This window comes from Streptomyces sp. SudanB52_2052, from assembly GCF_964272415.1.
GTDB lineage: Bacteria > Actinomycetota > Actinomycetes > Streptomycetales > Streptomycetaceae > Streptomyces > Streptomyces olindensis.
Window position 1 is genome coordinate 8,581,793 of sequence record NZ_OZ186796.1, and the last position, 20,732, is coordinate 8,602,524.

The window sequence follows — 20,732 nt, forward strand, 5'->3', positions numbered from 1 at the left end:
GGCCGTACTACCCGAAGGAACACCCATGACCAGACCCGCAAGACGCCGCCTCACCGCCACCGCCCTGACCGTCGTCGCCCTGACGGCCGGCGCCACCGCATGCTCCTCCGGCGACGGCACCACCACCGCGACGGCGGAGGACAGCGGCACCTACACCGTCTGGGACCCGTACCCGCAGTTCGCCAAGGACTCGGACTGGGCGAAGCTGCTGGACGACTGCGGGGGCAAGGCCGGCGTCACGATCAAGCGGACGGCCTTCGACACCAGCGACCTGACGAACAAGGCGCTGCTGGCGGCGCAGCAGGACAACTCGCCGGACGTCCTCATCCTCGACAACCCGGTGGTGTCGACGCTCGCCGAGGCGGGAGTGCTCACCACGACCGACGAGAACAAGGTCGACACCTCGAAGGCCGACCCCAACCTGCTGGCGGCCGGCCAGGCGGACGGCAGGACCTACGGCACGCCCATCGGCGCCAACACCCTCGCCCTCTACTACAACAAGGACGTCCTGAAGGCCGCCGGCGTCGACGTCGCCTCGATCAAGGACTGGGCGTCGCTGACGTCCGCGCTGGAGAAGGTGAAGAAGGCCGGGAAGAAGGGCATCACCTTCTCCGCGATCGGAACGGAGGAGGGCAGCTTCCAGTTCCTGCCCTGGTTCTGGGGATCGGGCGCGCAGCTGACCGACCTCGACTCCGCGCAGGGCGTCTCGGCCCTGTCCCTGTGGAACGACTGGCTGAAGAAGGGCTACGCCCCCAACTCGGTCATCAACAACACGCAGACCACCAGCTGGCAGGAGTTCGCGAGCGGCGACTACGCCTTCGCCGAGAACGGCACCTGGCAGCTCGCGAACGCCGAGAAGGCCGGCTTCGACTACGGCGTCCTGCCCATCCCCGCGTCCGACGGCGGCAACGCCGCGGCCCCGACCGGAGGCGAGTTCGTCACCGTCCCCGTCCAGGGCGACACCGGACGCTACGCCACCACGCGGAAGCTGGTGTCCTGCCTGACCAGCACCGAGAACCTGTACGCCACGGACACCACCCTGTCCTACGTGGCGCCCACCGCCGAGGTCCAGGACAAGCAGGTCGCCGAGAACGCCGGGTTGAAGCCCTGGGTCGAGGCGGTCAAGGCGGCCAAGGGACGGACCAGCGACGACCTCGGCACCACGTACCCGAAGATCTCCGAGCAGATGTGGAAGGCGGTCCAGTCCGCCCTCAGCGGGGCCGAGTCGCCCGAGGACGCGCTGGCCAAGGCCCAGTCCGCCGTCAAGTGACGGTATTCCAGGACCTCTCGATGAGTCACACGACACAAGTACCGCACCGCCGGCCCGTGCCCGGCCCCAGCGGGGCGGTCCCCGCGGAACCGCCCCGCGCACGGCGCCGCCGCCCCACGTCCCAGCAGCTCGCCGCCTGGGCCTTCCTCGCCCCGGTCGCCCTCTACCTCGCCCTCTTCTACGCCTATCCGCTCTACCGCAACGTCGACCTGAGCCTGCGCGACTACACCGTCCGTTCCTTCGTCCAGGGCGACGCGCCGTTCACCGGGCTGGAGAACTACCGGAAGGTCTTCGACGACCCGGCCTTCGGACCCGCCCTGACGCACACCATCGTGTTCACCGCCGTGTGCCTGGTCTTCCAGTACGCCATCGGCCTGGCCCTCGCGGTCTTCTTCAACCAGCACTTCCGGCTCTCCGCGACGCTCCGGGCCCTGTTCCTCGTGCCGTGGCTGCTGCCGCTGATCGTGTCGGCCTCGACCTGGTCGTGGATGCTGAACAGCGACTCCGGGATCGTCAACGCCCTGCTCGGTGCCGTCGGCATCGGTCCGGTGAACTGGCTGACGTCACCGGACTGGTCGCTGACGTCGGTGATCATCGCCAACGTCTGGATCGGCGTGCCGTTCAACCTGGTCCTGCTGTACAGCGGCCTGCAGTCCATCCCGGCGAGCCTGTACGAGGCGTCCGCGCTGGACGGTGCGGGCCCCTGGCGGCGGTTCTGGAGCATCACCTTCCCGCTGCTGCGCCCGGTCTCCGCCATCACCCTGCTGCTGGGCCTGGTGTACACGCTCAAGGTCTTCGACATCATCTGGATCATGACCAAGGGCGGCCCGGCGGACTCGTCCACCACCTTCGCCACCTGGTCCTACCGCCTCGGCTTCGGCAACCTGCTCCCCGCCTTCGGCCCCGGCGCGGCCGTCGGCAACCTGCTCGTCGTCGCCGCCCTGATGTTCGGCCTGGTCTACCTGAGGGTCCAGCGAAAGCAGGCACCGGCATGAACTCCCCGCACCGTCGCCGCACGGGGTGGCAGACCGCCCTCGGCCTGGCGCTGACCGCCGTCATGCTCTTCCCGGTCTACTGGATGCTCAACGTGTCCTTCACCCGCGACCAGGACATGCGCAAGAGCCCGCCGGACCTGTTCCCCGTCCACGCCACGCTGGACGGCTACCGAGCCGTCCTCGACCAGCAGTTGCCCTACCTCGGCACGAGCCTGGTCGTCGGCCTGGGCACGGTCGTTCTGACCGTGGCGCTGTCCGCGCCCGCCGGTTACGCGCTGGCGAAACTCCGGCCGCGCGGCGGGGGCGTGATCGGCTTCCTGCTCCTGGTCGCCCAGATGATCCCCGGCATCATCATGGCGATGGGCTTCTACGCCATCTACCTCCAGCTCGGACTGCTCCAGTCCGTGCCCGGCCTGATCCTCGCGGACTCCACCCTGGCCGTCCCCTTCGCGGTGCTGATCTTCACCGCGTTCATGTCCGGCATCCCCGGAGAACTGCTCCAGGCCGCGCAGATGGACGGAGCCGGGCCCCTGCGCACCTTCCGGTCGGTGGTGCTGCCGATGAGCCGCAACGCCGTCGTCACGGTGTCGCTGTTCGCGTTCCTGTGGTCCTGGTCCGACTTCGTGTTCGCCGGCACCCTGGTCAACGGCGGCGCCCACGAGCCGATCACCCTCGGCATCTACCACTACATCGGCAACAACAACCAGGAGTGGAACGCCATCATGGCCACCGCCGTCGTGGCCTCCCTGCCCGCCACGGTGATCCTCGTCCTCGCCCAGCGCTACGTCGCCGCGGGCGTGACGGCCGGAGCCGTCAAGGACTGAGACCCGGGTCGGCGCTCACCCGGAGCAGCAGACCACCGCAGAAGAAATGAGTCACGCCTGATGACCGCCGCCCGATCCGGCCCGGCCTTCTCCCTCCACGACATCCCGTTCAGCACGTACGGATCCTGGTTCGGTATCTCTCCCGTCCTCGCGGAGAAGACCCGGGCCGAGGACCTCCACCTCGTCTCGCACCAGAACGGCATGCACCCGGTCCTGCGCTTCACGCCGCTCGACGCGACGACAGGCGACCGGGCCGCGACCCACGTCGAGGCGACACCGGGCCTGCTCACCTGGACCGGCGCGGCAGGGCGCGTCGGCCTCGCCTACGCCTCACCGGACACCGTCCGCCTGCGCGGCGAAGGACTGGGCCTGCGCATCACCGCCGCGGCGGACACCCTGACCCCCTTCACGGGCACCTACTTCTACCGTGACCCGGTGGCCGGGGCGTACGTGTTCACCTCGTACGAGACCGGGCGCCGCTACCGGATCACCGTGCTGTCGGGCACCGTGACCGAGGAGTCCGGCACCCAGGCCCTCGGCGCCGGCGAACGCGGCGTCACCCTCACCGCGGAGGCCGACGAGGCCTGGGAAGCGGCCGTCGAGGAACTGGACACCGCCCGCGCCCCCCACACCCCCACGGGAACGTTCGACCAGATCGTGGCGGGCGCGCGGGCCGCGTTCGCCGCCTTCGCCGACGCGGTCGCCCCCTGGCGCTCGCCGGACACCCCGGCCGCCGAACTCGCCGTGTACGTCCTGTGGTCGGCGACGGTCCGCCCGGCGGCCCTCGTCACCCGCCCGGCGGTGCTGATGTCCAAGCACTGGATGGACAAGGTCTGGAGCTGGGACCACTGCTTCAACGCCCTCGCCCTGGCGCCCGGGGCACCCGCGCTGGCCCGGGACCAGTTCTCGCTGCCGTTCGACCACCAGGACGAGTCCGGCGCCCTGCCCGACTCGGTGACCCACTCCGAGGTCCTCTACAACTTCGTCAAACCCCCCATCCACGGCTGGACCCTCTCCCGGCTGCGCAGCCGGCTCTCCGAGCCCCTCGGCCGGACGGAACTCGCCGAGATCTACGGCAGGCTGGCGCGGTGGACGGACTTCTGGCTCACCGCCCGCCGGGCACCGGGCGCCGCCCTGCCGCACTACCACCACGGCAACGACAGCGGCTGGGACAACGCCACCACCTTCGACCCCGAGCGCGTCGTCGTCACCGCCGACCTGGCCGCCTTCCTCGTCCTCCAGCTCCGCGAACTCGCCCGTCTGGCCACCGAGCTGGGCCTTCCCGACGACGCCCGCCGCTGGACCCGTACCGCCGAGGCGACCCAGGCGGCGATGGTCGACGAACTGTGGACGGGGAAGCGGTTCGTGGCCCGCGGTGTCGCCAGCGGGCGGACGTGGGGCAGCTCCGGTCTGCTGGATTTGATGCCGATGGCCCTGGGCGAGCACCTGCCCGAGAACATCGGCAAGGCCCTGGCCGCCCGGATCGAGACCCACCTGACCGCGTACGGCCTGGCCACCGAACGGCCCGACTCCCCGCACTACCTCTCCGACGGCTACTGGCGCGGCCCGATCTGGGCGCCCGCCACCGTCCTCGTCGAGGACGGGCTGCGCCGCGCCGGCCACCACCGCCTCGCCGACGCCATCAGCGCCCGATTCCGGGCCCTGTGCGAAACCCACGGCTTCGCGGAGAACTTCGACGCCCTCACCGGTACGGGCCTGCGCGACCGCGCCTACACCTGGACCGCGGCCGGCTACCTCCTCCTCGCCGAAGCCCACGCACTCCGGCGCACCACGACCGCTTGACGTCCGAACCGATCCCCTCAGCGCGCCGACGTCCGGCGCAGCCCACCGGCGATCGAACGGACATCGTATTACCGTCGGCCGTCACAGCATGCTCCAACTCTACCTAGCCCTAAGTAGAGTTGGAGCATGCCTCACGAGCCGTCGAGTCCACGGATGACGCTGCCGACCCAGTTGGTGCTGCGTGCGTTCCTGGAGGAGCCCACCGAAGAGTTGTACGGGCTGGAGGTCTGCGCCAGAGCCCAGCTCGCCAGCGGCACGATCCACCCGATCCTGGCCCGCCTGGAGTCCGTCGGCTGGCTGGTGTCCCGCTGGGAGGAGGCGGATCCGCACGAGCAGGGCCGCCCCCGGCGGCGCTACTACCGACTCAGCCCGGACGGCTGCGTATCGGCCAGGGCCGCACTGGCCCGCGCCACGGCCGACAGGAACGCGCTCGGCGTACTCCGGCCCGGCCTGGCCGGAGGCGCCGGCTGATGAACGCGGAGCCCCTTCCCGGCGGTCCGAGCCTCGCCGCCGAGTCCCCCTACAGTCACGCGGTCAGCCTGGCAGGCGACCTCGTCCGCACGCTCGCCCGCGCCGACATCCGCGCCAAGGACCTGGCGCACGGCCTCGCCCTTCGGCGCTCCAGGGTCATCAGCAGCGACATCGACCTGGCGCTCGACCTGGCCGAGGCCGTCGGCAACCTCCATATCGCCGCCGTCCGGCTCCCGTCCGTGATCGACAGGCCCCGGGTCGTCGCGGCCCGCACCGCCTACCTGGTCAAGGGACTGGCCTACGCCTCCACGGCCGCCGGCGAACTCGCGCTGCAACTCGACCGCGTCGACCCGCGCGGGGGTGCTCAGGCCCGCCGCGTCGCCCAGGCCTGCGGCGAAGCGACGACGCTCCTCGACCGGTTCACCACCGCCCTGCACAGTCCGGGAGAGGCCGCCGCCCCCCTCACCACTCGGCGCCGGGTCAGTCCGGCGGCGCAGTGGCTCATCGGCTCCGCGGCGCTCGTCCTCCCGGCCGCGGACCGGGCGCGGTACACCGAGGAGTGGCGCGGCGAGCTGTGGGACCTCGCGGCGGAGCCGCGCCGCCGCCACCTCCTGCACGCCCTCCGCGTCGCGTTCCACGCCTGGTCCACGCGCCGGGCGGTCCTGTCCGCGCGGCGCGACGACGACGGCGGGGAGTGGTGAGAGGAGGGAGTGGGGCGGGGAGGCTCGGATGCGGTCGCCCGGCGCGCGCCGCGGCGGGACGGCGGGCACCTCGATCGCGTTCTCGATGTCCGTCGCGGTCATCCTGAACTCCTCCGGGTACGCCTGGCGCGTGGTGCGGCGGGCGGGCTCGGTGGTGCGCCAGGTGTAGAGGCACCGCTCGCACTGGCGGACCAGCCACACGTCCGCCACCGGCGAGGCGGCGAGCGTCCGAACGGCGTCGAAGGCACAGCGGGGGCACACGGCGTCGGTGGTCATGAGAGCTCCTCGAGTGGGCCAGGGGGGCGGGTCACCGGGCAGAGGCGGCGCGCAGCTGCCGGAGCCTGGCCGTCCAGTCCCGGACCTCCGGCAGGTCCCGCACGGGCGTCGAGAAGGTGCCCCGCGCATCGGGGAAGCGGGTTCGACGACGGAGAGGTTGGGGACGACGACCACGTCCTGGACTTCGTCGAGCACGAGCTGCCGCCCGGCGCCTGGCTGTGGATCCGCCCCGGGCAGGTGCAGCGGTTCGGACGGGACCCGCCGGCCGCCGAGGGGACGATCGTGGTGTTCCGGCCGGGGTTCCTGCCGCCCGCGACCCTCGCCGCCGGCGGCATGGACCCGCCGTACCGGCAGGCGCCGGTGCTGCCCTTGGGGCAGGACGCGCGGGCGCTGGGACTGGGCCTGGAACACCTGGCGTTCGGGTACGCCGCGCTGACCTCGCTGCCGCTCGCCGCGCACGTCGAGGTGCTCCGGCACCTGGTGTCCGTGCTGGTCCTGCGCCTGGCCAAGGTGACGGGCGGGTCCGCCGCACCGGCCCCCGCGACGGAGGTGTTCCGGCGCCTGTCCGACGCGGTGGAGCGCGACCACCGGGTGACGCGGCGGGTGGAGGACTGCGCCGCCGCCCTGGGCTACAGCCCCCGCACCCTGTCCCGCGCGAGCCTGGCGGTCACCGGGATGAGCGCGAAGAAGTACATCGACGAGCGGGTCCTGCTGGAGGCGAAGCGCCTGCTGCTGCACACCGACCGCGCGGCGAAGGACGTGGCCGCGGAGCTGGGGTATTCGCCGATCCCAGCGACTTCACCAAGTTCTTCCGGCTGCGGACGGGCACGACGCCCGGAGCGTTCCGGGCGGGAACACCCCGCGCCGGCAGCACCTGAACGCCCCTACGCGGGCGGCCGGTCCGTGGTGCGGCGCGCCACCAGCGTGGGGGAGAGCCTGACCTGGACCGAGCGCCTGCCGCGGTCCGCGATGCGCTCCAGGAGCAGCCGGGCGGCGTTCCGGCCGATCTCCTGGCCCGCCTGGTCGACGCTGGTCAGGGAGATCTGACCGAGCGCGGCGAAGGTGGTGTTGTCGTAGCCCGCCACCGAGAGGTCGCCGGGCACCGAGAGGCCGGCCTCGGCGACCGCCTCCAGCACGCCCATGGCGACGATGTCCGCGCCCGCGAAGACGGCCGTGGGCCGGTGGGGGCGCGCGAGCAGCTGCTTCGCGCCCTCGTAACCGCCCTGCTGGGTGTAGCTGGTGGAGACGACGTCGATCTCCCCGTCCAGGCCGAGGTCCCGCATGGCGCGCCGGTAGCCGTCGGCGCGCTGGGCGTTCGGCATCTCGGTGGCGCGCGTCGGGTCGGTCTCGTGGTGCTCGATGTGGGCGATCCGGCGGTGGCCGAGCTCCGCGAGGTGACGGACCACCAGGGCCGCGCCCGCGCGGTCGTCGTCGGCGACGGTGTCGTACACCGGGGAGTGCCCGTGGCGGCCGACCACGACGGTCGGCACGGCGGAGGCGACGTGTTCGAGACGGTCGCGCGGTGACACGGGGGCGACGAGGACGAGGCCGTCCATGCCACGGTCGATCATGGCGTCGGTGACGCGGACCTCCTCCTTCTCGCCGTTGCCGCCGGGGCCGAGCAGGACCTGGTAGTCGGTGCCCTCCAGGCAGCCGGTGACGCCGTCGAGGATCTCGGGGAAGAACGGGTTGCGGATGTCGGGCAACATCACGCCGATCGTGTACGTCTGGCCGCGCAGCCCCCGGGCGGCCGCCAGCGGCCGGTAGCCCAGCTCGTCGATCGCCCGCCGCACCTTGGCCCGCATCTCCGGGCTCGCCCCGTAGGCGTTGCGCAGCACCTTGGAGACGGCGGTGGTCGACACGTTGGCGTGCCGGGCCACGTCGACGATGGTGACGCGACGGGGTGCTGCGGGCGGCTCCATGCGGCTTCCTCCGGGTGCCGTGGGCAACGTTGGCGAGAAGTGTACGGATCCAGCCCGGACCGGGTAAGGGGCCTCCCCCACTACGTCTCCGGGCGAGGCGGCCGCAACGCGTGACGACAGTGCAGCGTGCGCGACATCTTGACGCCCCGTGGAGGGCTCTCTAGGGTCTGGCCCACCCCATGGGAAACGTTACCCATCAGCTTGCCCGCAGCGAGTGCTGAAACGTTTCAAGGAAGCAGGTCCGCCCGTGACCCTCGCCCCGAACGAGCAACTACCGGATCGTGACCGTCCCCCGGACCCGGTCCCGGTCACGACCGCCCGCCGCGACGCGCGCACCACCCCGCCCTGGTGGTTCGCCGCGCCGGCGCTCCTGCTGTTCGCGTTCGTCGTCCTCGTACCGAGCGCCCGCGGTGTGTACTACGCGTTCACCGACTGGGACGGACTCGATCCCCACTACGCCTTCGTGGGCCTCGGCAACTTCGCCGACATGCTCCGCGACGCCGACGCGATGCAGGCCATCTGGCACACCCTGCTGATCGCCGTGTCGATCACGGTCGTCCAGAACGGGGTGGGGCTGCTACTGGCGCTGGGCGTCAACACGGCCATCCGGTCCCGGAACCTGCTCAGGGTGTTCCTGTTCGCCCCGGCCGTGGTCACCCCGATCGTGACCGCCTACCTGTGGCGCAACCTGCTCGGCCCGGACGGAGCCGTGAACAGTCTGCTGGGCGCGGTCGGACTGGACAGCTGGGAACAGGACTGGCTGGGCGATCCCGACCTCGCCCTCTGGGCCGTCGTCGGAGTCGTCGTGTGGCAGTTCGCCGGCTACTCCATGGTGATCTTCCTGGCCGGGCTCCAGTCGGTGCCCAAGGAGGTCCACGAAGCCGCCGCGATGGACGGCGCCGGTCCCGTACGGCGCTTCTGGTCGGTGACCCGGCCGCTGCTCGCCCCCGCCCTCACCATCAACCTGATGCTGTCGATCATCGGCGGAATCAAACTCTTCGACCAGGTGTACGCGCTGACCGGCGGCGGCCCCGGACACGCGACCGACACGCTGTCGACCCTCATCTACAAGGACGCCTTCACCCTCGGCGAGTTCGGCTACAGCATCGCCCTCGCGGTGGTCCTGACGGTCATCGTGGCGGTCGCCTCCACGGGGCAGTACCTGCTGCTCTCCCGCAACGAGAGGGCCGCGTCATGAACCGCTACCGTCCCCGCACGTTCGCCCTGGAACTGGCGATGATCGCCGCTGCCCTGTTCGTGGCGTTCCCGCTGTACGTCCTGGTCAACCTGGCCGTGCGTCCGTCCTCCGACACCTCCTCGCCCATCAGCCCGACCGGCTCGCCGACCCTGGAGAACTTCACCCAGGCCTGGCAGCAGGGCGCGCTCGGCGGGGCACTGGCCAACAGCCTGCTCGTGACGGTGTGCAGCGTCGCGATCGTGCTGGCCGTCTCCTCCCTCGCCGCCTACCCGCTGGCCCGCGTCACGGCCCGCTGGTCACGGGGCACCTACCTGCTCGTCCTGCTGGGCCTGGTGCTGCCCTTCCAGCTCGCGTCCCTGCCGCTCTACCAGACCTTGCGCGACCTCGGTCTGCTGGGCACCCCCTGGGCGCTGGTGCTGTTCTACTCCGGGCTGCAGGTGCCGTTCACCGTCTTCCTCTACGTCGGGTTCCTGCGCGCATTGCCCCGGGACTTCGAGGACGCGGCGCTCATCGACGGCTGCACACCGCTGCAGGCCTTCCGGCGCGTGGTGCTGCCGATGCTCAAACCCGTCACCGTCACGGCTCTGGTGCTCAACACGGTCGCCGTGTGGAACGACTTCTTCACCCCGCTGCTGTATCTGAGCGGCAGCGCCCAGCAGACCATGCCGGTCGCGATCGCGGGCTTCGTCGGCCAGTACGTCACCGACTGGAACCTCATCTTCGCCGCCCTCATGATCAGCGTCCTGCCCGTCCTGCTCGTCTACTTCCTCCTGCAACGCAGCATCATCAACGGCTTCGCCGGAGGGCTGCGGGGATGATCCCCGCCTTTCTTCTCCGTAAGGGAGACCTCATGAACACACGCAACCTCACCGTCCTGGTGGCCGCGACGACGGCCACCGCCCTCCTGGCCGCGTGCAGCGGCGGGACGAAGGCGAGCGACTCCGGCGGAGGCGGTTCCAAGACGCTGACGCTGGCCTCGGTCGATCAGGGCTCCGTCGAGGACGTCGTCAAGGCGTTCGAAAAGGCCAACCCCGGCGTCAAGGTCCGCTACACCACCAGCGGCGCCGACCAGTACCAGCAGCAGATCCGTACCCAGCTGTCCTCGGGTACCGCACCGGATGTGATGTCGGTCTGGCCGGGCAACGGCAACCCCGGCGCCACCTATGTCCTGGCCAAGCCGGGCTATCTGCGTGACCTTTCGGACCAGCCGTGGGCCGCGAAGCTGCCGGACGCGGTCAAGAGCGTGGCCCAGTACGAGGGGAAGACCTACAACGCGGTCTTCGGGCTGAACGGCATCGGCGCCGTCTACAACCAGCAGGCGATGGAGAAGGCCGGGCTGACCCCGCCGGACACGTGGAAGGAGCTGCTCGCCTTCTGCCGGGACGCGAAGGCCAAGGGCACCCCGGCCTTCGCGCTGGGCATCCAGGACAACTGGGTCACGCAACTCGTGCTCTATTCGATGGTCGCCACGACGGTCTACGGCGACGACCGCGACTTCGATCAGAAGATGCAGGCGGGACAGGCCACCTTCGCCAAGTCGGCGTGGACCACCGCCGTCGACAAGTACCTGACGATGGAGAAGACCGGCTGCTTCCAGAAGAATCCTCTGGGCACCAACTACGAGGCCAGCCAGCAGCTCGCCGCCACCGGCGAGACGCTCGGCATCGTCCAGGGCAACTGGGTGATCGCCCTGCTCAAGGGCAAGAACCCCAAGGGCACGTTCACCTTCAAGGCGCTTCCGGCCACCGACGACCCGGCCGCGACCCTCATCCCGGCCGCGGCGGGTGCCGGCTACGGCGTCAACGCCAAGGCGAAGAACCCGGAACTGGCCCTGAAGTTCGTGAACTTCGTGATGTCTCCCGAGGGCATGAACCTCTTCGTCAAGAAGCAGGGGAGTCTGCCCTCCCTGCCCGACACGGGCCACAAGGTCGACCCGTCCCTGACCGAACTCTCCACGTTCATCCAGGATGACCGCACGGTGCCCTTCATGGACCAGCTGTGGCCCAACCCCAAGGTGCAGCAGACCATGCTCAGCGGCCTCCAGGAGATCTTCAGCGGCCAGACCACATCCGCGGAGCTCCTCGCCGAGATGGACAGCGACTACAAGGCCGGCTCGTGAGCGCGACGCCGGCCCCGACCGAAGGGACGACGGAGTGACGAAGGACGTGCGCGAACCCGACGACGCGGAACCCGGGAACCGGGGACCTCGCCGCCGGACCGTGCTCGCGGCGAGCACCGGCGCGGTGCCGGTGCTCGCCGAGGTGATGAGCGCCGGCGCCACCGCGCAGGCAACACCGACTCGCCCCCCGGAAGGCGGCACCGTGTACGGACTGACCGTGGAACACCGCACCGACCCGCTCGGCGTGGACGCCGCGCGCCCCCGCTTCGGCTGGCGCATGCGAGCCGACGGACGGGGGCGGAGCCAGGGCGCGTACGAGATCCTGGTGGCGACCTCGCCCGGCAAGCTGACCAGTGGCCGCGCGGACGTCTGGACCAGCGGCCGCGTCCGCTCCGACCGGTCGGTGGCCGTCCCGTACGCGGGCGAACCCCTCAAGCCCTCGACCCGCTACCACTGGACCGTCACCGTCTGGGACACCGATGACCGAAAGGTCGGCAGCGGGCCCGTCGCCCGGTTCGAGACGGGCCTGATGAGCACCGACGGCGTCACCGGCTGGGACGGCGCGCAGTGGATCGGCATGCGGGGCAAGGCCCCCAACTCCCCGGGCGCGCCGATGCTGCGCACCGAGGCACCATTGACGGGCCGGGTACGCGAGGCACGGCTCTACGTCTCCGCCCTCGGGGTCTACGACGCCTACGTCAGCGGGCACCGCGTGACCGTCCCCCAGGACGACGGCACCACCCTCGAACTGCTGCCCCCGGGGTGGACCAACTACGACGCACGCGTCACCTACCTCACCTACGACGTCACCCACCTCGTGGCCCGGGAACCGACCGTCACCCTCGCGGCCGTCCTCGGCAACGGCTGGTACAACGGCCGCATCTCCGAGGGCAGCACCTACTACTCCGAGAGCGGCAACGCCCTCGCCCTCAAGGCCAGGCTGCTGATCCGCTACGCCGACGGCACGACCCAGTCCGTCGTCACCCGCCCGGACGGCTCCTGGAAGGCCACCGACACCGGCCCCTGGCGGGCCGACGACATCTACGACGGCGAGACCTACGACGCCCGCCTGGAACTGCCGGGCTGGACCTCCTCGGGCTTCGACGACTCCGCCTGGTCCGACACCGAACGCGTCCCCTTCGAGACGAGGTACCCGCGGGCACAACTCCTCGCCTACCCCGCCGAGACCGCCCGGCTGATGAGCCGCTGGGACCGCCGGCCCCGGTCCGTGACCGTCTACACGGGAGTGACCGGCGAGGGCCGGGGCCGTATCGTCGTCGACCCCGACCGGACCGTGACCGACCCGCACCGGGCGGCCTCCGCGCCGGTCACCATCGGAGCCGGCGACACCGCCGTCTTCGACCTCGGACAGAACATGGTCGGCGTACTCCGCTACACCCTGCGCGGGCCGGCCGGCGCCCAGGTCACCTTCCGCTTCGGCGAGATGCTGAACGACGACAGCGCCGGCGCCGACGGGCCCGAAGGGTCCGTGTACCTGGCCAACCTGCGCAGCGCCAAGGCCACCAGCACCTACGTCCTCAAGGGCGACCGCGACGGCGAGACCCACCAGGACTCCCTGACCTTCTACGGCTTCCGCTACGTCTCCGTCACGGCGACATCCACGGTCACGATCACCGGACTGACCGGCAAGGTCGCCACCTCCGCGATCCGGGAGACCGGCACCCTCACCACGAACGACCCCGACACCAACCGGCTCGTCAGCAACATCCGCTGGGGCCAGCGCGGCAACTACCTCTGGGTCCCGACCGACTGCCCGCAGCGCGACGAACGCCTCGGCTGGACCGGCGACACCCAGGTCTTCGCCGCGACGGGCCTGTACAACGCGGACGCCGGACCCTTCCTCGCCCACTTCCAGAACACCGTGATCGACTCGCAGACCATCTACGGGGAGGACAAGGACCAGTTCACCGGAGTCGCCCCCGGGGGCCGCTACAACTTCCCCGGCGGCGGCAGCGGTTGGGCGGACTGCGGCGTCGTCCTCCCGTGGACCCTGTGGCAGATGACCGGCGACCCGGCCGTCATCGAGAGCAGCTGGCCCGCCATGACCCGCTACCTCGACTGGATCCGGCGGCAGACCGGCGACACCTACGCCGGGCAGGGCTCCCTCACCGGCGACTGGCTCGCACCGCAGAAGACCAGCGCCCAGCTCATGAGCGACGTCTACTACGGCTACTCCGCCCGGCTCATGGCCCACATGGCCCGAGCCGTCGGCCGTCCCGCGGAGGCCACGGCGTACGAACGGCTCTTCGGAGACATCAGGAAGGCGTTCATCAAGAAGTACCTCGCCACCGACGGCGGCACGGTCACCGTCAGGTCCAGCCTCGGTGACGCCTCCCCGATCGAACCGGGCGCGGACCCCGACGAGAAGACCGAGGACAACTCCCAGTCGGCCCTGCTGTGGGTGCTCAAGCTCGGCTTCTACGAGACCGAGGCCCAACGCCGCGCCCTCGTCGAGGCCTTGGCGGACAACATCGGCAACGACGCCGCCTACAAGGCGGCCCACCCCGACAGCAGCCGGGTCAAGTACGCCGAGAACACGCTGTCCGTCGGCTTCCTCGGCGTCAACGTCCTCGCCCCCGTCCTCACCGACGAGGGCCGCGCGGACCTGGCGTACAAGCTGCTGCACCAGGACGCCATGCCGTCCTGGCTGTTCTCCGTGCGGAACGGCGCCACCACCGTCTGGGAGCGCTGGAACTCCTACTCCGCGGAGGCCGGCTTCGGCCCGGTCAGCATGAACTCCTTCAACCACTACGCCTACGGCGCCGTCATGGAGTGGATGTACGCCTGCATGGCGGGCATCGCCCGGGATCCGGAGAGCCCCGGCTTCAAGCACTTCGTCCTGCGGCCGTACCTCGACCCCACCGGGAGGATCACGCACGTCACGGGCTCGCACGTCTCGCCGTACGGCGAGATCAGGAGCGAGTGGAGCGTGCCGGACGGCGGCGGGCGGCTGTCGTACGAGGCGGTCGTGCCCGCCAACAGCGAGGCCACGCTGTACCTTCCGGCGGTCTCGGCCGACGCCGTACGCGAGGGGCGCACCCCACTGGCGCGTGCGGACGGCGTGCGGTTCCTCGGGCACAGCGGCGGTGTGGCCTCGTTCCGGCTGCCGTCCGGCTCGTACCGCCTGACGAGCCTGCTGCGCTGACCCGTCCGGTCCGGCCACACCGCCCTGGTCACCGGCGCCCGGCTCAGGCGGGGGTGCCGGTGACCGTGGTGCCGGTCCTGGTGACGTGGTAGGCCACCTCGGCGCCGCTCCAGAAGTGGAAGGTGAGCGTCACCCGGGAGCCGTCCTTGAGGGAGTCGAGGAACGCGGAGGTCAGCTTGATGGAGTCGGGGGTGTACGCCGTGAAGGAGGTGTCCCACTGCTGGAAGGGGGTCCAGTCGGCGGGGCCGGCGTTGCTCCCGTCGTCGTACCGTGACTCCATCGTCGCCAGCATGTCGCCCCGGAACCGAGTGGGTATCGTCAGGCCGCCGGTGTCCCCGGTGGCGTTCGACAGCACCGGCGTGTCGGACGTGATCACGTCGATGCGCCAGGGGACGCCCCGGGAGAACCTGGCCTCCAGGGTCGCGTTGACGCCGTACGCGCGGTCGCCGGCGAGGGTGGTGAGCGCGCCGGCCGTCAGCGTGAGCTGGTTGCCGGAGACGGTGTAGTCCCGGCCCTTCACGAGGGTGCGGGTGCCGTGCCGAAGGCCCTGGAAGTCGGTGCCGTTGGGGTTCAGGGTGAGCGTCCGGCTCGTGATCTCCTCCGACTTGGGGAGGAACACCAGGTCGCTGGAGGCCGTTCCCGAACGGGTCGTCCAGCTCGACCTGATCTGGGCGAACAACTCCGGATCCCGCCACTGCAGGGTGGTGCGGTTCAGGAACTGACCGGCGTCCCACAGCATGGTGGTGAGCCGGCGCTCCCGGGCGTAGTTGCCGAGGAACTCGAAGTACTTGCGCTGCTCGCCCCGCTCGATGATGCCGGGACGGTTGTGGTCGTAGGCGAGCAGGGCGTACTCCCCGACGACGACCGGGATGCCGCGCGCGACGAAGGTGTTGTACACGCGGTCGAACTGCGCGGTGAGGTCCTGCTCGGACGTGGCGTCGAACCGGGTGTAGCCGGCGATGTTCACGCTGAACGGCCACCACCCGTAGAAGTGGATGGTCGTCGCCACCATCGGGTCGCGCAACTCGGTCAGTTCCGCGGCCAGCGCGTCGAGCCGGCCCTGTTCGGAGTTGGTGTACAGGGTGGGCAGGACGAGCAGCCGGTCCGCGTTCCGGCCGCCGGACTCCCGCACGATCCGGTGGAACGCCCTGTTGAGCTCCGCCAGCAGCCGGTAGTTCTCCTCGTCCCCCGACGTGCCGCTGAAGGTCGGCTCGTTGATGCTCTCCAGCACCAGCTTCGACGGCCGGTCGCGGAACTCCGCGGCGATCTGCGTCCAGGTCGCCTCGTACCGGGCGAGGACGGCGTCGTGGTCGGTGGCGAGGTTGTTGACCCACATCCAGGAGTCGTGGTGCATGTTGAGCAGCACGTACAGGTCCTCGTCCAGCGCCCAGTCGACGACCTGGCGCACCTTCGCCATCCAGGCCGGGTCGATCGTGTAGCCGGGCGCGCCGCCCTGGTGGATGCCCCAGGTGACGGGCAGCCGGATGCTCTTGAAGCCCTGTGACTTCACCTTCCTCAGGAGCTCCCGGGTCACGGGCGGGTTGCCCCACGAGGTCTCGTCGGGGATGGCGTCGTAGGTGTTGCCCATGTTCCAGCCGGGCTGCATGGCCGCCACCGCGCTGCGGGCGGCCGGGGCGCTGGGCGGCGGCGGATCGGCGGCCCGCGCGGTCGCGGGCAGCAGGGGGAGCAGTGCGATCGCCAGGAGGAGCGCTGCCAGTCTCCGTGGGGGGCGCGACGATCGGCGTCGTCGCGGAAGCAGTCGAGCCAGTCTCCTCGTCATCACGTGGACCTTCCCTGGGGAGCGACGGAGGAAAACTTTCGCAGTGCGCGGCGGAGAAATTAACATGAAGGGGTGTGCCAGGCCACAGCTGTGACGGAAGGAGATGCGAGAATGGCCCGCGCCCACGCAGACACACTGTCAAAGCCGCTTTCGCGCCCGGTTCCGGTCGTGCGGCGGCTGCTCGACGACCGGGAAGGCGACCTTGGCGGACCACGCAGCTGACGGGCCGGCGGACGACGGCGGCGGGGCGGGTGACGCGTCCCGGCCGGTCACCATCGCGTACATCGCCGAGTCGGCGGGGGTCTCGGTCCCGACCGTGTCCAAGGTGATCAACGGCAAGTCGGGGGTCTCCGCGGACACGCGCGCCCGGGTCGAGGAACTGGTCAACCGCTACGGCTACCGCAAACCCGGCGCGTCCCACCGCAACAACGTGGTGGAGCTCGTCTTCCGCGAGCTGAAGGACATGTGGGCGGTGGAGATCATCCGGGGCGTCGAGCGGGTGGCCCGCCGGCATCGCGTCGGCGTCATGGTCTCCGAGTTCGGACTGCACGACACTCCCGCACCCCACTGGGACGACACCGTCTCCCGGCGCCCGAGCTGCGTGCTGTCGGTGGCCCAGCTCTCCGAGGCCGAGCGGGCGCAACTGAAGGCGAAGGGCATCCCGTTCGTCGTCTTCGACCCGACCATGGAGCTGCCGGACGACGTCCCCTTCGTCGGCGCCACGAACTGGTCCGGCGGCCGTGCCGCGACCCGGCACCTCACCGAGCTCGGGCACCGCCGCATCGCCATGATCAGCGGGCCCGAGGACGTCCTGTGCTGCGCCGCCCGGCTGGACGGATACCGCTCCGCGATGCAGGCCGCCGGCCTGCCGGCCGATCCGGACCTCGTCGTCCACGCGCCGCTCACCCGGGAGGACGGCTGCGCCGCGGCGCGTTCCCTGCTGGCCCGGCCCGACCGGCCGACGGCGATCTTCGCCGCCAACGACCTCCAGGCGCTCGGCGTCTACCAGGCGGCGCGCGAGGCCGGCCTGCGCATCCCCGACGACCTGAGCGTCGTCGGCTTCGACGACCTGCCCGTCGTCGCCTGGGTGGACCCGCCCCTGACCACCGTCCACCAGCCGCTCACCGAGATGGCCGTGGCCGCCACGGAACTGGCGCTCACCCTCGGCCGCGGGGAGGAGGCCCCCCAGGTCGGCCTGGAGCTCGCCACCACCCTCACCGTCCGGTCCAGCACCGCTCCGCCGCCCGCCACCGACGCTCGAGGCCATTGATTTTCCCGGGCGCCCATCGCTAGCCTCGTGGAAACTGTCCACGGATCGAGCGCGAAACTTTCCGCGAAAGTTTCTCCGGCGAGAGGACCCGATGAGAGTGCCGAGCACACCCGACCCGGGCGCCACCCTCAGCAACCCCGTGATCCCCGGCTTCCACCCGGATCCGAGCGTCTGCCGGGCCGGCGAGGACTACTACCTCGCGTGCTCCAGCTTCGAGTACTTCCCCGGCGTGCCGATCTTCCACAGCCGCGACCTGGTGCACTGGACCCAGATCGGCAACGTGCTCGACCGGCCGGACCAACTGCGCCTGCCCCCCGGTTCGCCCTCCTCCGGCGGGATCTACGCCCCCACCCTGCGCTACCACGACGGCCGCTTCTGGCTGATCGTCACCAACGTGAGCGGCGACGGGAACCTGCTGGTCACGGCCACCGACCCGGCCGGGCCCTGGTCCGACCCGATCCGGCTGCCCGGGGTGCACGGCATCGACCCCGACCTCGCCTGGGACGACGACGGGAACTGCTGGTGCACCACCGCCGGAGTCACCCAGGTGCGTCTCGACCCGCACACGGGACGGACGTTCGGTGAGCCGCGGCGCCTCTGGTCCGGCACGCCCGGCGCCAAGGCGCCGGAAGCACCGCACCTCTACCACATCGGCGACTACTGGTACCTGCTCATCGCCGAGGGCGGCACCGAGCGGTGCCACGGCGTCTCGATCGCCCGCGGCAGCGGGCCGCAGGGCCCGTTCGAACCCTGCCCGGCCAACCCGATCCTGACCCACCGCGGCACCAACCACCCCATCCAGAACACCGGCCACGCCGACCTGGTGCAGGGCCCGGACGGCTCCTGGTGGATGGTCCTGCTCGGAGTCCGGCCGCAGGGCGGCACCCCCGGCTGGCACGTCCTCGGCCGCGAGACCTTCCTGGCCCCGGTGACCTGGTCCGACGGCTGGCCGGTCGTCGGCGAGCTCACGCCGGACCTGCCCCGGCCCCCGTGGCCGCTCCAGGAGCCCGCGCCCGCGCCGGTCCGGGAGGACTTCGACGACAGCGAACTGGCCCCGGCCTGGATCTCCCCCCGCTCCCGCTCCGCGGAGCACTGCACCACCAAGGAGCGGCCCGGCTCGCTCACGCTCCGCGCCCGGGGCGAGTCGCTCGACGACCCCGAGGTCACCTTCGTCGGCCGCCGCCAGCAGCATCTGTCCTTCCGCGCCCGGGTGCTGGCCGACCCGGCCGAAGGACGCGGCGGACTGGCCGTCCGCCTCGACGAGCAGCACCACTACGAGATCGAGGCGACGGCGGGCGAGGTGCGGGTCGGGGCCCGCGTCGGCTCGCTGCGCTCGTCGGTCGCGTCCCGTGCGGTCCCCGCCTGTCCGGTGGTGCTGAGGATCGAGGCGGCCGCCACCCGGCAGGTCAGCGACGCGCGCCAGGGCCCGGACACCGTCACCCTCGGCCTGGAGGACGCGGACGGCACGTTCACCGAACTCGCCACGCTCGACGGCCGGTACCTGTCCACCGAGGTCGCGGGCGGCTTCACGGGCCGGGTCATCGGCATGTACGCCGCGACCGGGACCGTCCACTTCGACTGGTTCGACTACGAGCCGCTGGACGCCGACGCGGCCGCGTCCCCGTCGGGCAGCTGACGGCCGACCCCCGGCATGCGGTCAGCAGCTGACCGCATGCCCTGGGACGGTGGTCGCGCATGCCGCCCGGACCCCCCGACCACGGGCCGGCCCTCGACGCGAAGGCCCAGATGCCGCCATGACCGTTCTCGACACCCGGGCGCTCAACCGCGCCACCCTCGCCCGGCAGCTGCTGCTCGACCGCGCCGACCTGCCGGTGCTCGACGCCGTCGCCCACCTGTGCGGCCTCCAGGCGCAGGAACCGCAGGAGCCGTACGTCGGTCTCTGGTCCCGGCTGCGGACGTTCGACCCGGCGGCGCTGTCGGACCTGCTGACCGGGCGGCGCGTGGTGCGGACCCACCTCATGCGCCGCACCGTCCACCTCGTCACCGCCGACGACGTCCTGGCCTGGCGGGCCCGCCACCACGACATGCTGCGCACGCGGGTGCTCGGGACCTACCGCCGAGAACTCGACGGCGTCGACCTCGGAGAACTCGCGGCGGCCGGCCACGAGGTCATGGCCGACGACGAACCTCGCTCGATGTCCGACCTCGCCCGGGCCGTCTCCGACCGCTGGCCCGCCCCGGGGAACCGCCCCCTGGGCGAGATGCTGGCCGCCGCCCTCCTCCCGACGGCGCAACTGCCGCCGCGCGGGCTGTGGCGCACGACGGCGGGAGCACGCTACGCGCTGCTCTCCTCCTGGCTGGGGCGCGAGATCGACCCGCCCGCCCCGGACGGCTCCGACCCCGTGGGACAGGCGCTGGTACGGCGCTACCTGGCCGCGTTCGGACCCGCCGCCTCGGCAGACCTGCGCGCCTGGTGCGGCCTGGCCGGACTGCCGGCCGCGGTCTCCGCCCTGCGCGGCGAACTGGTCGCCTTCCGCGACGAACGCGGCCGGGAACAGCTCGACCTCCCCGACGCCCCCCGACCCGACCCCGAGACCCCCGCCCCCGTCCGCTTCCTCCCGGCGTTCGACAACGCGATCCTCGGCTACCACGACCGCGGCCGGATCATCGACGACGCCCACCGCGGCCTCTCGGTCGCCGGTGCCCGGGTCGTCCTCGTCGACGGACGCGTCGCCGCGACCTGGACCGCCGAGGCCGGCACCGGCACCGTCCTGGTCACGCCGCTGCGCCGCTTCTCCCGGGCCGACCGCGCCGCCGTCGAAGGAGAGGGCCGGGCGCTGGCGTCCTTCCTGTCCGACGGCGCCGGCGACCGGGTACGCGTGGCCGCCCCCTGACGCCGGACACCGGCCACCTGCCGATACGCGATAGGCGGTCGGCCCCGCGGGTACGGACCGGTGGGCCGGCTGACGTGGAGGG

At 71.5% G+C, this 20,732-nt stretch carries 16 protein-coding genes and 2 pseudogenes; 15 read left to right on the top strand and 3 right to left on the bottom strand.

The features are described from left to right. Positions 1-25: 25 nt before the first annotated feature. The 7 genes from ACSUPV_RS38570 to ACSUPV_RS38600 all read left to right on the top strand — a co-directional run bounded on the left by ACSUPV_RS38570 (position 26) and on the right by ACSUPV_RS38600 (position 6,233). A complete protein-coding gene (locus tag ACSUPV_RS38570; RefSeq protein ID WP_031119536.1) occupies positions 26-1,270 on the top strand; it encodes an ABC transporter substrate-binding protein in 1,245 nt (414 codons plus the stop codon). 20 nt (positions 1,271-1,290) lie between these two features. Then, complete coding sequence (locus ACSUPV_RS38575) at positions 1,291-2,265, top strand: carbohydrate ABC transporter permease (protein WP_382611459.1); 975 nt, start codon at positions 1,291-1,293, stop codon at positions 2,263-2,265. Continuing rightward, positions 2,262-3,089, top strand: coding sequence for a carbohydrate ABC transporter permease (locus ACSUPV_RS38580; RefSeq protein ID WP_037758088.1), 828 nt, complete (start codon positions 2,262-2,264; stop codon positions 3,087-3,089). Before ACSUPV_RS38575 ends, ACSUPV_RS38580 begins: the two co-directional genes overlap by 4 nt. A gap of 60 nt (positions 3,090-3,149) precedes the next feature. Then, positions 3,150-4,892, top strand: a complete 1,743-nt coding sequence (locus ACSUPV_RS38585; RefSeq protein WP_436949607.1) for an amylo-alpha-1,6-glucosidase — start codon at positions 3,150-3,152, stop codon at positions 4,890-4,892. Between the two features lie 153 nt (positions 4,893-5,045). Further along, positions 5,046-5,363, top strand: a complete 318-nt coding sequence (locus ACSUPV_RS38590; RefSeq protein WP_031119532.1) for a PadR family transcriptional regulator — start codon at positions 5,046-5,048, stop codon at positions 5,361-5,363. Beyond that, on the top strand, positions 5,363-6,064 hold the full coding sequence (locus ACSUPV_RS38595; protein WP_031119531.1) for a hypothetical protein: 702 nt from the start codon (positions 5,363-5,365) through the stop codon (positions 6,062-6,064). The genes ACSUPV_RS38590 and ACSUPV_RS38595 overlap by 1 nt, the downstream gene beginning before the upstream one ends. A 28-nt stretch (positions 6,065-6,092) precedes the next feature. Then, positions 6,093-6,233 (top strand): hypothetical protein, encoded by a 141-nt coding sequence (locus tag ACSUPV_RS38600; RefSeq protein WP_359785293.1) that lies wholly within the window; start codon positions 6,093-6,095, stop codon positions 6,231-6,233. Here ACSUPV_RS38600 and ACSUPV_RS38605 read toward each other — a convergent pair. Further along, positions 6,173-6,469: pseudogene (locus tag ACSUPV_RS38605) on the bottom strand (non-oxidative hydroxyarylic acid decarboxylases subunit D); the annotation flags it as partial. The gene ACSUPV_RS38600 and the pseudogene ACSUPV_RS38605 overlap by 61 nt on opposite strands. Positions 6,470-7,015: 546 nt before the next feature. Here ACSUPV_RS38605 and ACSUPV_RS38610 point away from each other — a divergent pair. Further along, a pseudogene (locus tag ACSUPV_RS38610) lies at positions 7,016-7,063 on the top strand (hypothetical protein); the annotation flags it as partial. 161 nt (positions 7,064-7,224) lie between these two features. Here the strand turns inward: ACSUPV_RS38610 and ACSUPV_RS38615 are convergent. Further along, complete coding sequence (locus ACSUPV_RS38615; protein WP_037758093.1) at positions 7,225-8,262, bottom strand: LacI family DNA-binding transcriptional regulator; 1,038 nt, start codon at positions 8,260-8,262, stop codon at positions 7,225-7,227. A 247-nt stretch (positions 8,263-8,509) separates the two neighbouring features. Here ACSUPV_RS38615 and ACSUPV_RS38620 point away from each other — a divergent pair, with 247 nt between their 5' ends. The 4 genes from ACSUPV_RS38620 to ACSUPV_RS38635 all read left to right on the top strand — a co-directional run bounded on the left by ACSUPV_RS38620 (position 8,510) and on the right by ACSUPV_RS38635 (position 14,745). Next, on the top strand, positions 8,510-9,460 hold the full coding sequence (locus tag ACSUPV_RS38620) for a carbohydrate ABC transporter permease (protein ID WP_037867523.1): 951 nt from the start codon (positions 8,510-8,512) through the stop codon (positions 9,458-9,460). Then, on the top strand, positions 9,457-10,278 hold the full coding sequence (locus ACSUPV_RS38625) for a carbohydrate ABC transporter permease (protein ID WP_436949608.1): 822 nt from the start codon (positions 9,457-9,459) through the stop codon (positions 10,276-10,278). The genes ACSUPV_RS38620 and ACSUPV_RS38625 overlap by 4 nt, the downstream gene beginning before the upstream one ends. 32 nt (positions 10,279-10,310) lie before the next feature. Continuing rightward, positions 10,311-11,579 (top strand): ABC transporter substrate-binding protein, encoded by a 1,269-nt coding sequence (locus tag ACSUPV_RS38630; RefSeq protein ID WP_436949609.1) that lies wholly within the window; start codon positions 10,311-10,313, stop codon positions 11,577-11,579. A 145-nt stretch (positions 11,580-11,724) separates the two neighbouring features. Beyond that, positions 11,725-14,745, top strand: coding sequence for a family 78 glycoside hydrolase catalytic domain (locus ACSUPV_RS38635; protein ID WP_436949987.1), 3,021 nt, complete (start codon positions 11,725-11,727; stop codon positions 14,743-14,745). Between the two features lie 43 nt (positions 14,746-14,788). Here ACSUPV_RS38635 and ACSUPV_RS38640 read toward each other — a convergent pair whose 3' ends face one another. Further along, positions 14,789-16,525: a cellulase family glycosylhydrolase gene (locus tag ACSUPV_RS38640; RefSeq protein WP_436949610.1), complete on the bottom strand. Its 1,737-nt coding sequence runs from the start codon at positions 16,523-16,525 to the stop codon at positions 14,789-14,791. Positions 16,526-16,727: 202 nt separating this feature from the next. Here ACSUPV_RS38640 and ACSUPV_RS38645 point away from each other — a divergent pair, with 202 nt between their 5' ends. From ACSUPV_RS38645 to ACSUPV_RS38655, 3 genes are all read left to right on the top strand, one after another. Continuing rightward, positions 16,728-17,795 (top strand): LacI family DNA-binding transcriptional regulator, encoded by a 1,068-nt coding sequence (locus ACSUPV_RS38645; RefSeq protein ID WP_436949611.1) that lies wholly within the window; start codon positions 16,728-16,730, stop codon positions 17,793-17,795. A 91-nt stretch (positions 17,796-17,886) separates the two neighbouring features. After that, complete coding sequence (locus tag ACSUPV_RS38650; RefSeq protein ID WP_436949612.1) at positions 17,887-19,431, top strand: glycoside hydrolase family 43 protein; 1,545 nt, start codon at positions 17,887-17,889, stop codon at positions 19,429-19,431. Between the two features lie 118 nt (positions 19,432-19,549). Then, a complete protein-coding gene (locus ACSUPV_RS38655; protein WP_436949613.1) occupies positions 19,550-20,650 on the top strand; it encodes a winged helix DNA-binding domain-containing protein in 1,101 nt (366 codons plus the stop codon). The last annotated feature ends 82 nt before the right edge of the window (positions 20,651-20,732 follow it).

Bases quoted from the DNA above. Each gene is read 5' to 3' on its own strand.
- ACSUPV_RS38570 (WP_031119536.1), top strand. From the start codon at position 26: ATGACCAGACCCGCAAGACGCCGCCTCACCGCCACCGCCCTGACCGTC.
- ACSUPV_RS38575 (WP_382611459.1), top strand. From the start codon at position 1,291: ATGAGTCACACGACACAAGTACCGCACCGCCGGCCCGTGCCCGGCCCC.
- ACSUPV_RS38580 (WP_037758088.1), top strand. From the start codon at position 2,262: ATGAACTCCCCGCACCGTCGCCGCACGGGGTGGCAGACCGCCCTCGGC.
- ACSUPV_RS38585 (WP_436949607.1), top strand. From the start codon at position 3,150: ATGACCGCCGCCCGATCCGGCCCGGCCTTCTCCCTCCACGACATCCCG.
- ACSUPV_RS38590 (WP_031119532.1), top strand. From the start codon at position 5,046: ATGACGCTGCCGACCCAGTTGGTGCTGCGTGCGTTCCTGGAGGAGCCC.
- ACSUPV_RS38595 (WP_031119531.1), top strand. From the start codon at position 5,363: ATGAACGCGGAGCCCCTTCCCGGCGGTCCGAGCCTCGCCGCCGAGTCC.
- ACSUPV_RS38600 (WP_359785293.1), top strand. From the start codon at position 6,093: ATGCGGTCGCCCGGCGCGCGCCGCGGCGGGACGGCGGGCACCTCGATC.
- ACSUPV_RS38615 (WP_037758093.1), bottom strand. From the start codon at position 8,262: ATGGAGCCGCCCGCAGCACCCCGTCGCGTCACCATCGTCGACGTGGCC.
- ACSUPV_RS38625 (WP_436949608.1), top strand. From the start codon at position 9,457: ATGAACCGCTACCGTCCCCGCACGTTCGCCCTGGAACTGGCGATGATC.
- ACSUPV_RS38630 (WP_436949609.1), top strand. From the start codon at position 10,311: ATGAACACACGCAACCTCACCGTCCTGGTGGCCGCGACGACGGCCACC.
- ACSUPV_RS38635 (WP_436949987.1), top strand. From the start codon at position 11,725: ATGAGCGCCGGCGCCACCGCGCAGGCAACACCGACTCGCCCCCCGGAA.
- ACSUPV_RS38640 (WP_436949610.1), bottom strand. From the start codon at position 16,525: ATGACGAGGAGACTGGCTCGACTGCTTCCGCGACGACGCCGATCGTCG.
- ACSUPV_RS38650 (WP_436949612.1), top strand. From the start codon at position 17,887: ATGAGAGTGCCGAGCACACCCGACCCGGGCGCCACCCTCAGCAACCCC.
- ACSUPV_RS38655 (WP_436949613.1), top strand. From the start codon at position 19,550: ATGACCGTTCTCGACACCCGGGCGCTCAACCGCGCCACCCTCGCCCGG.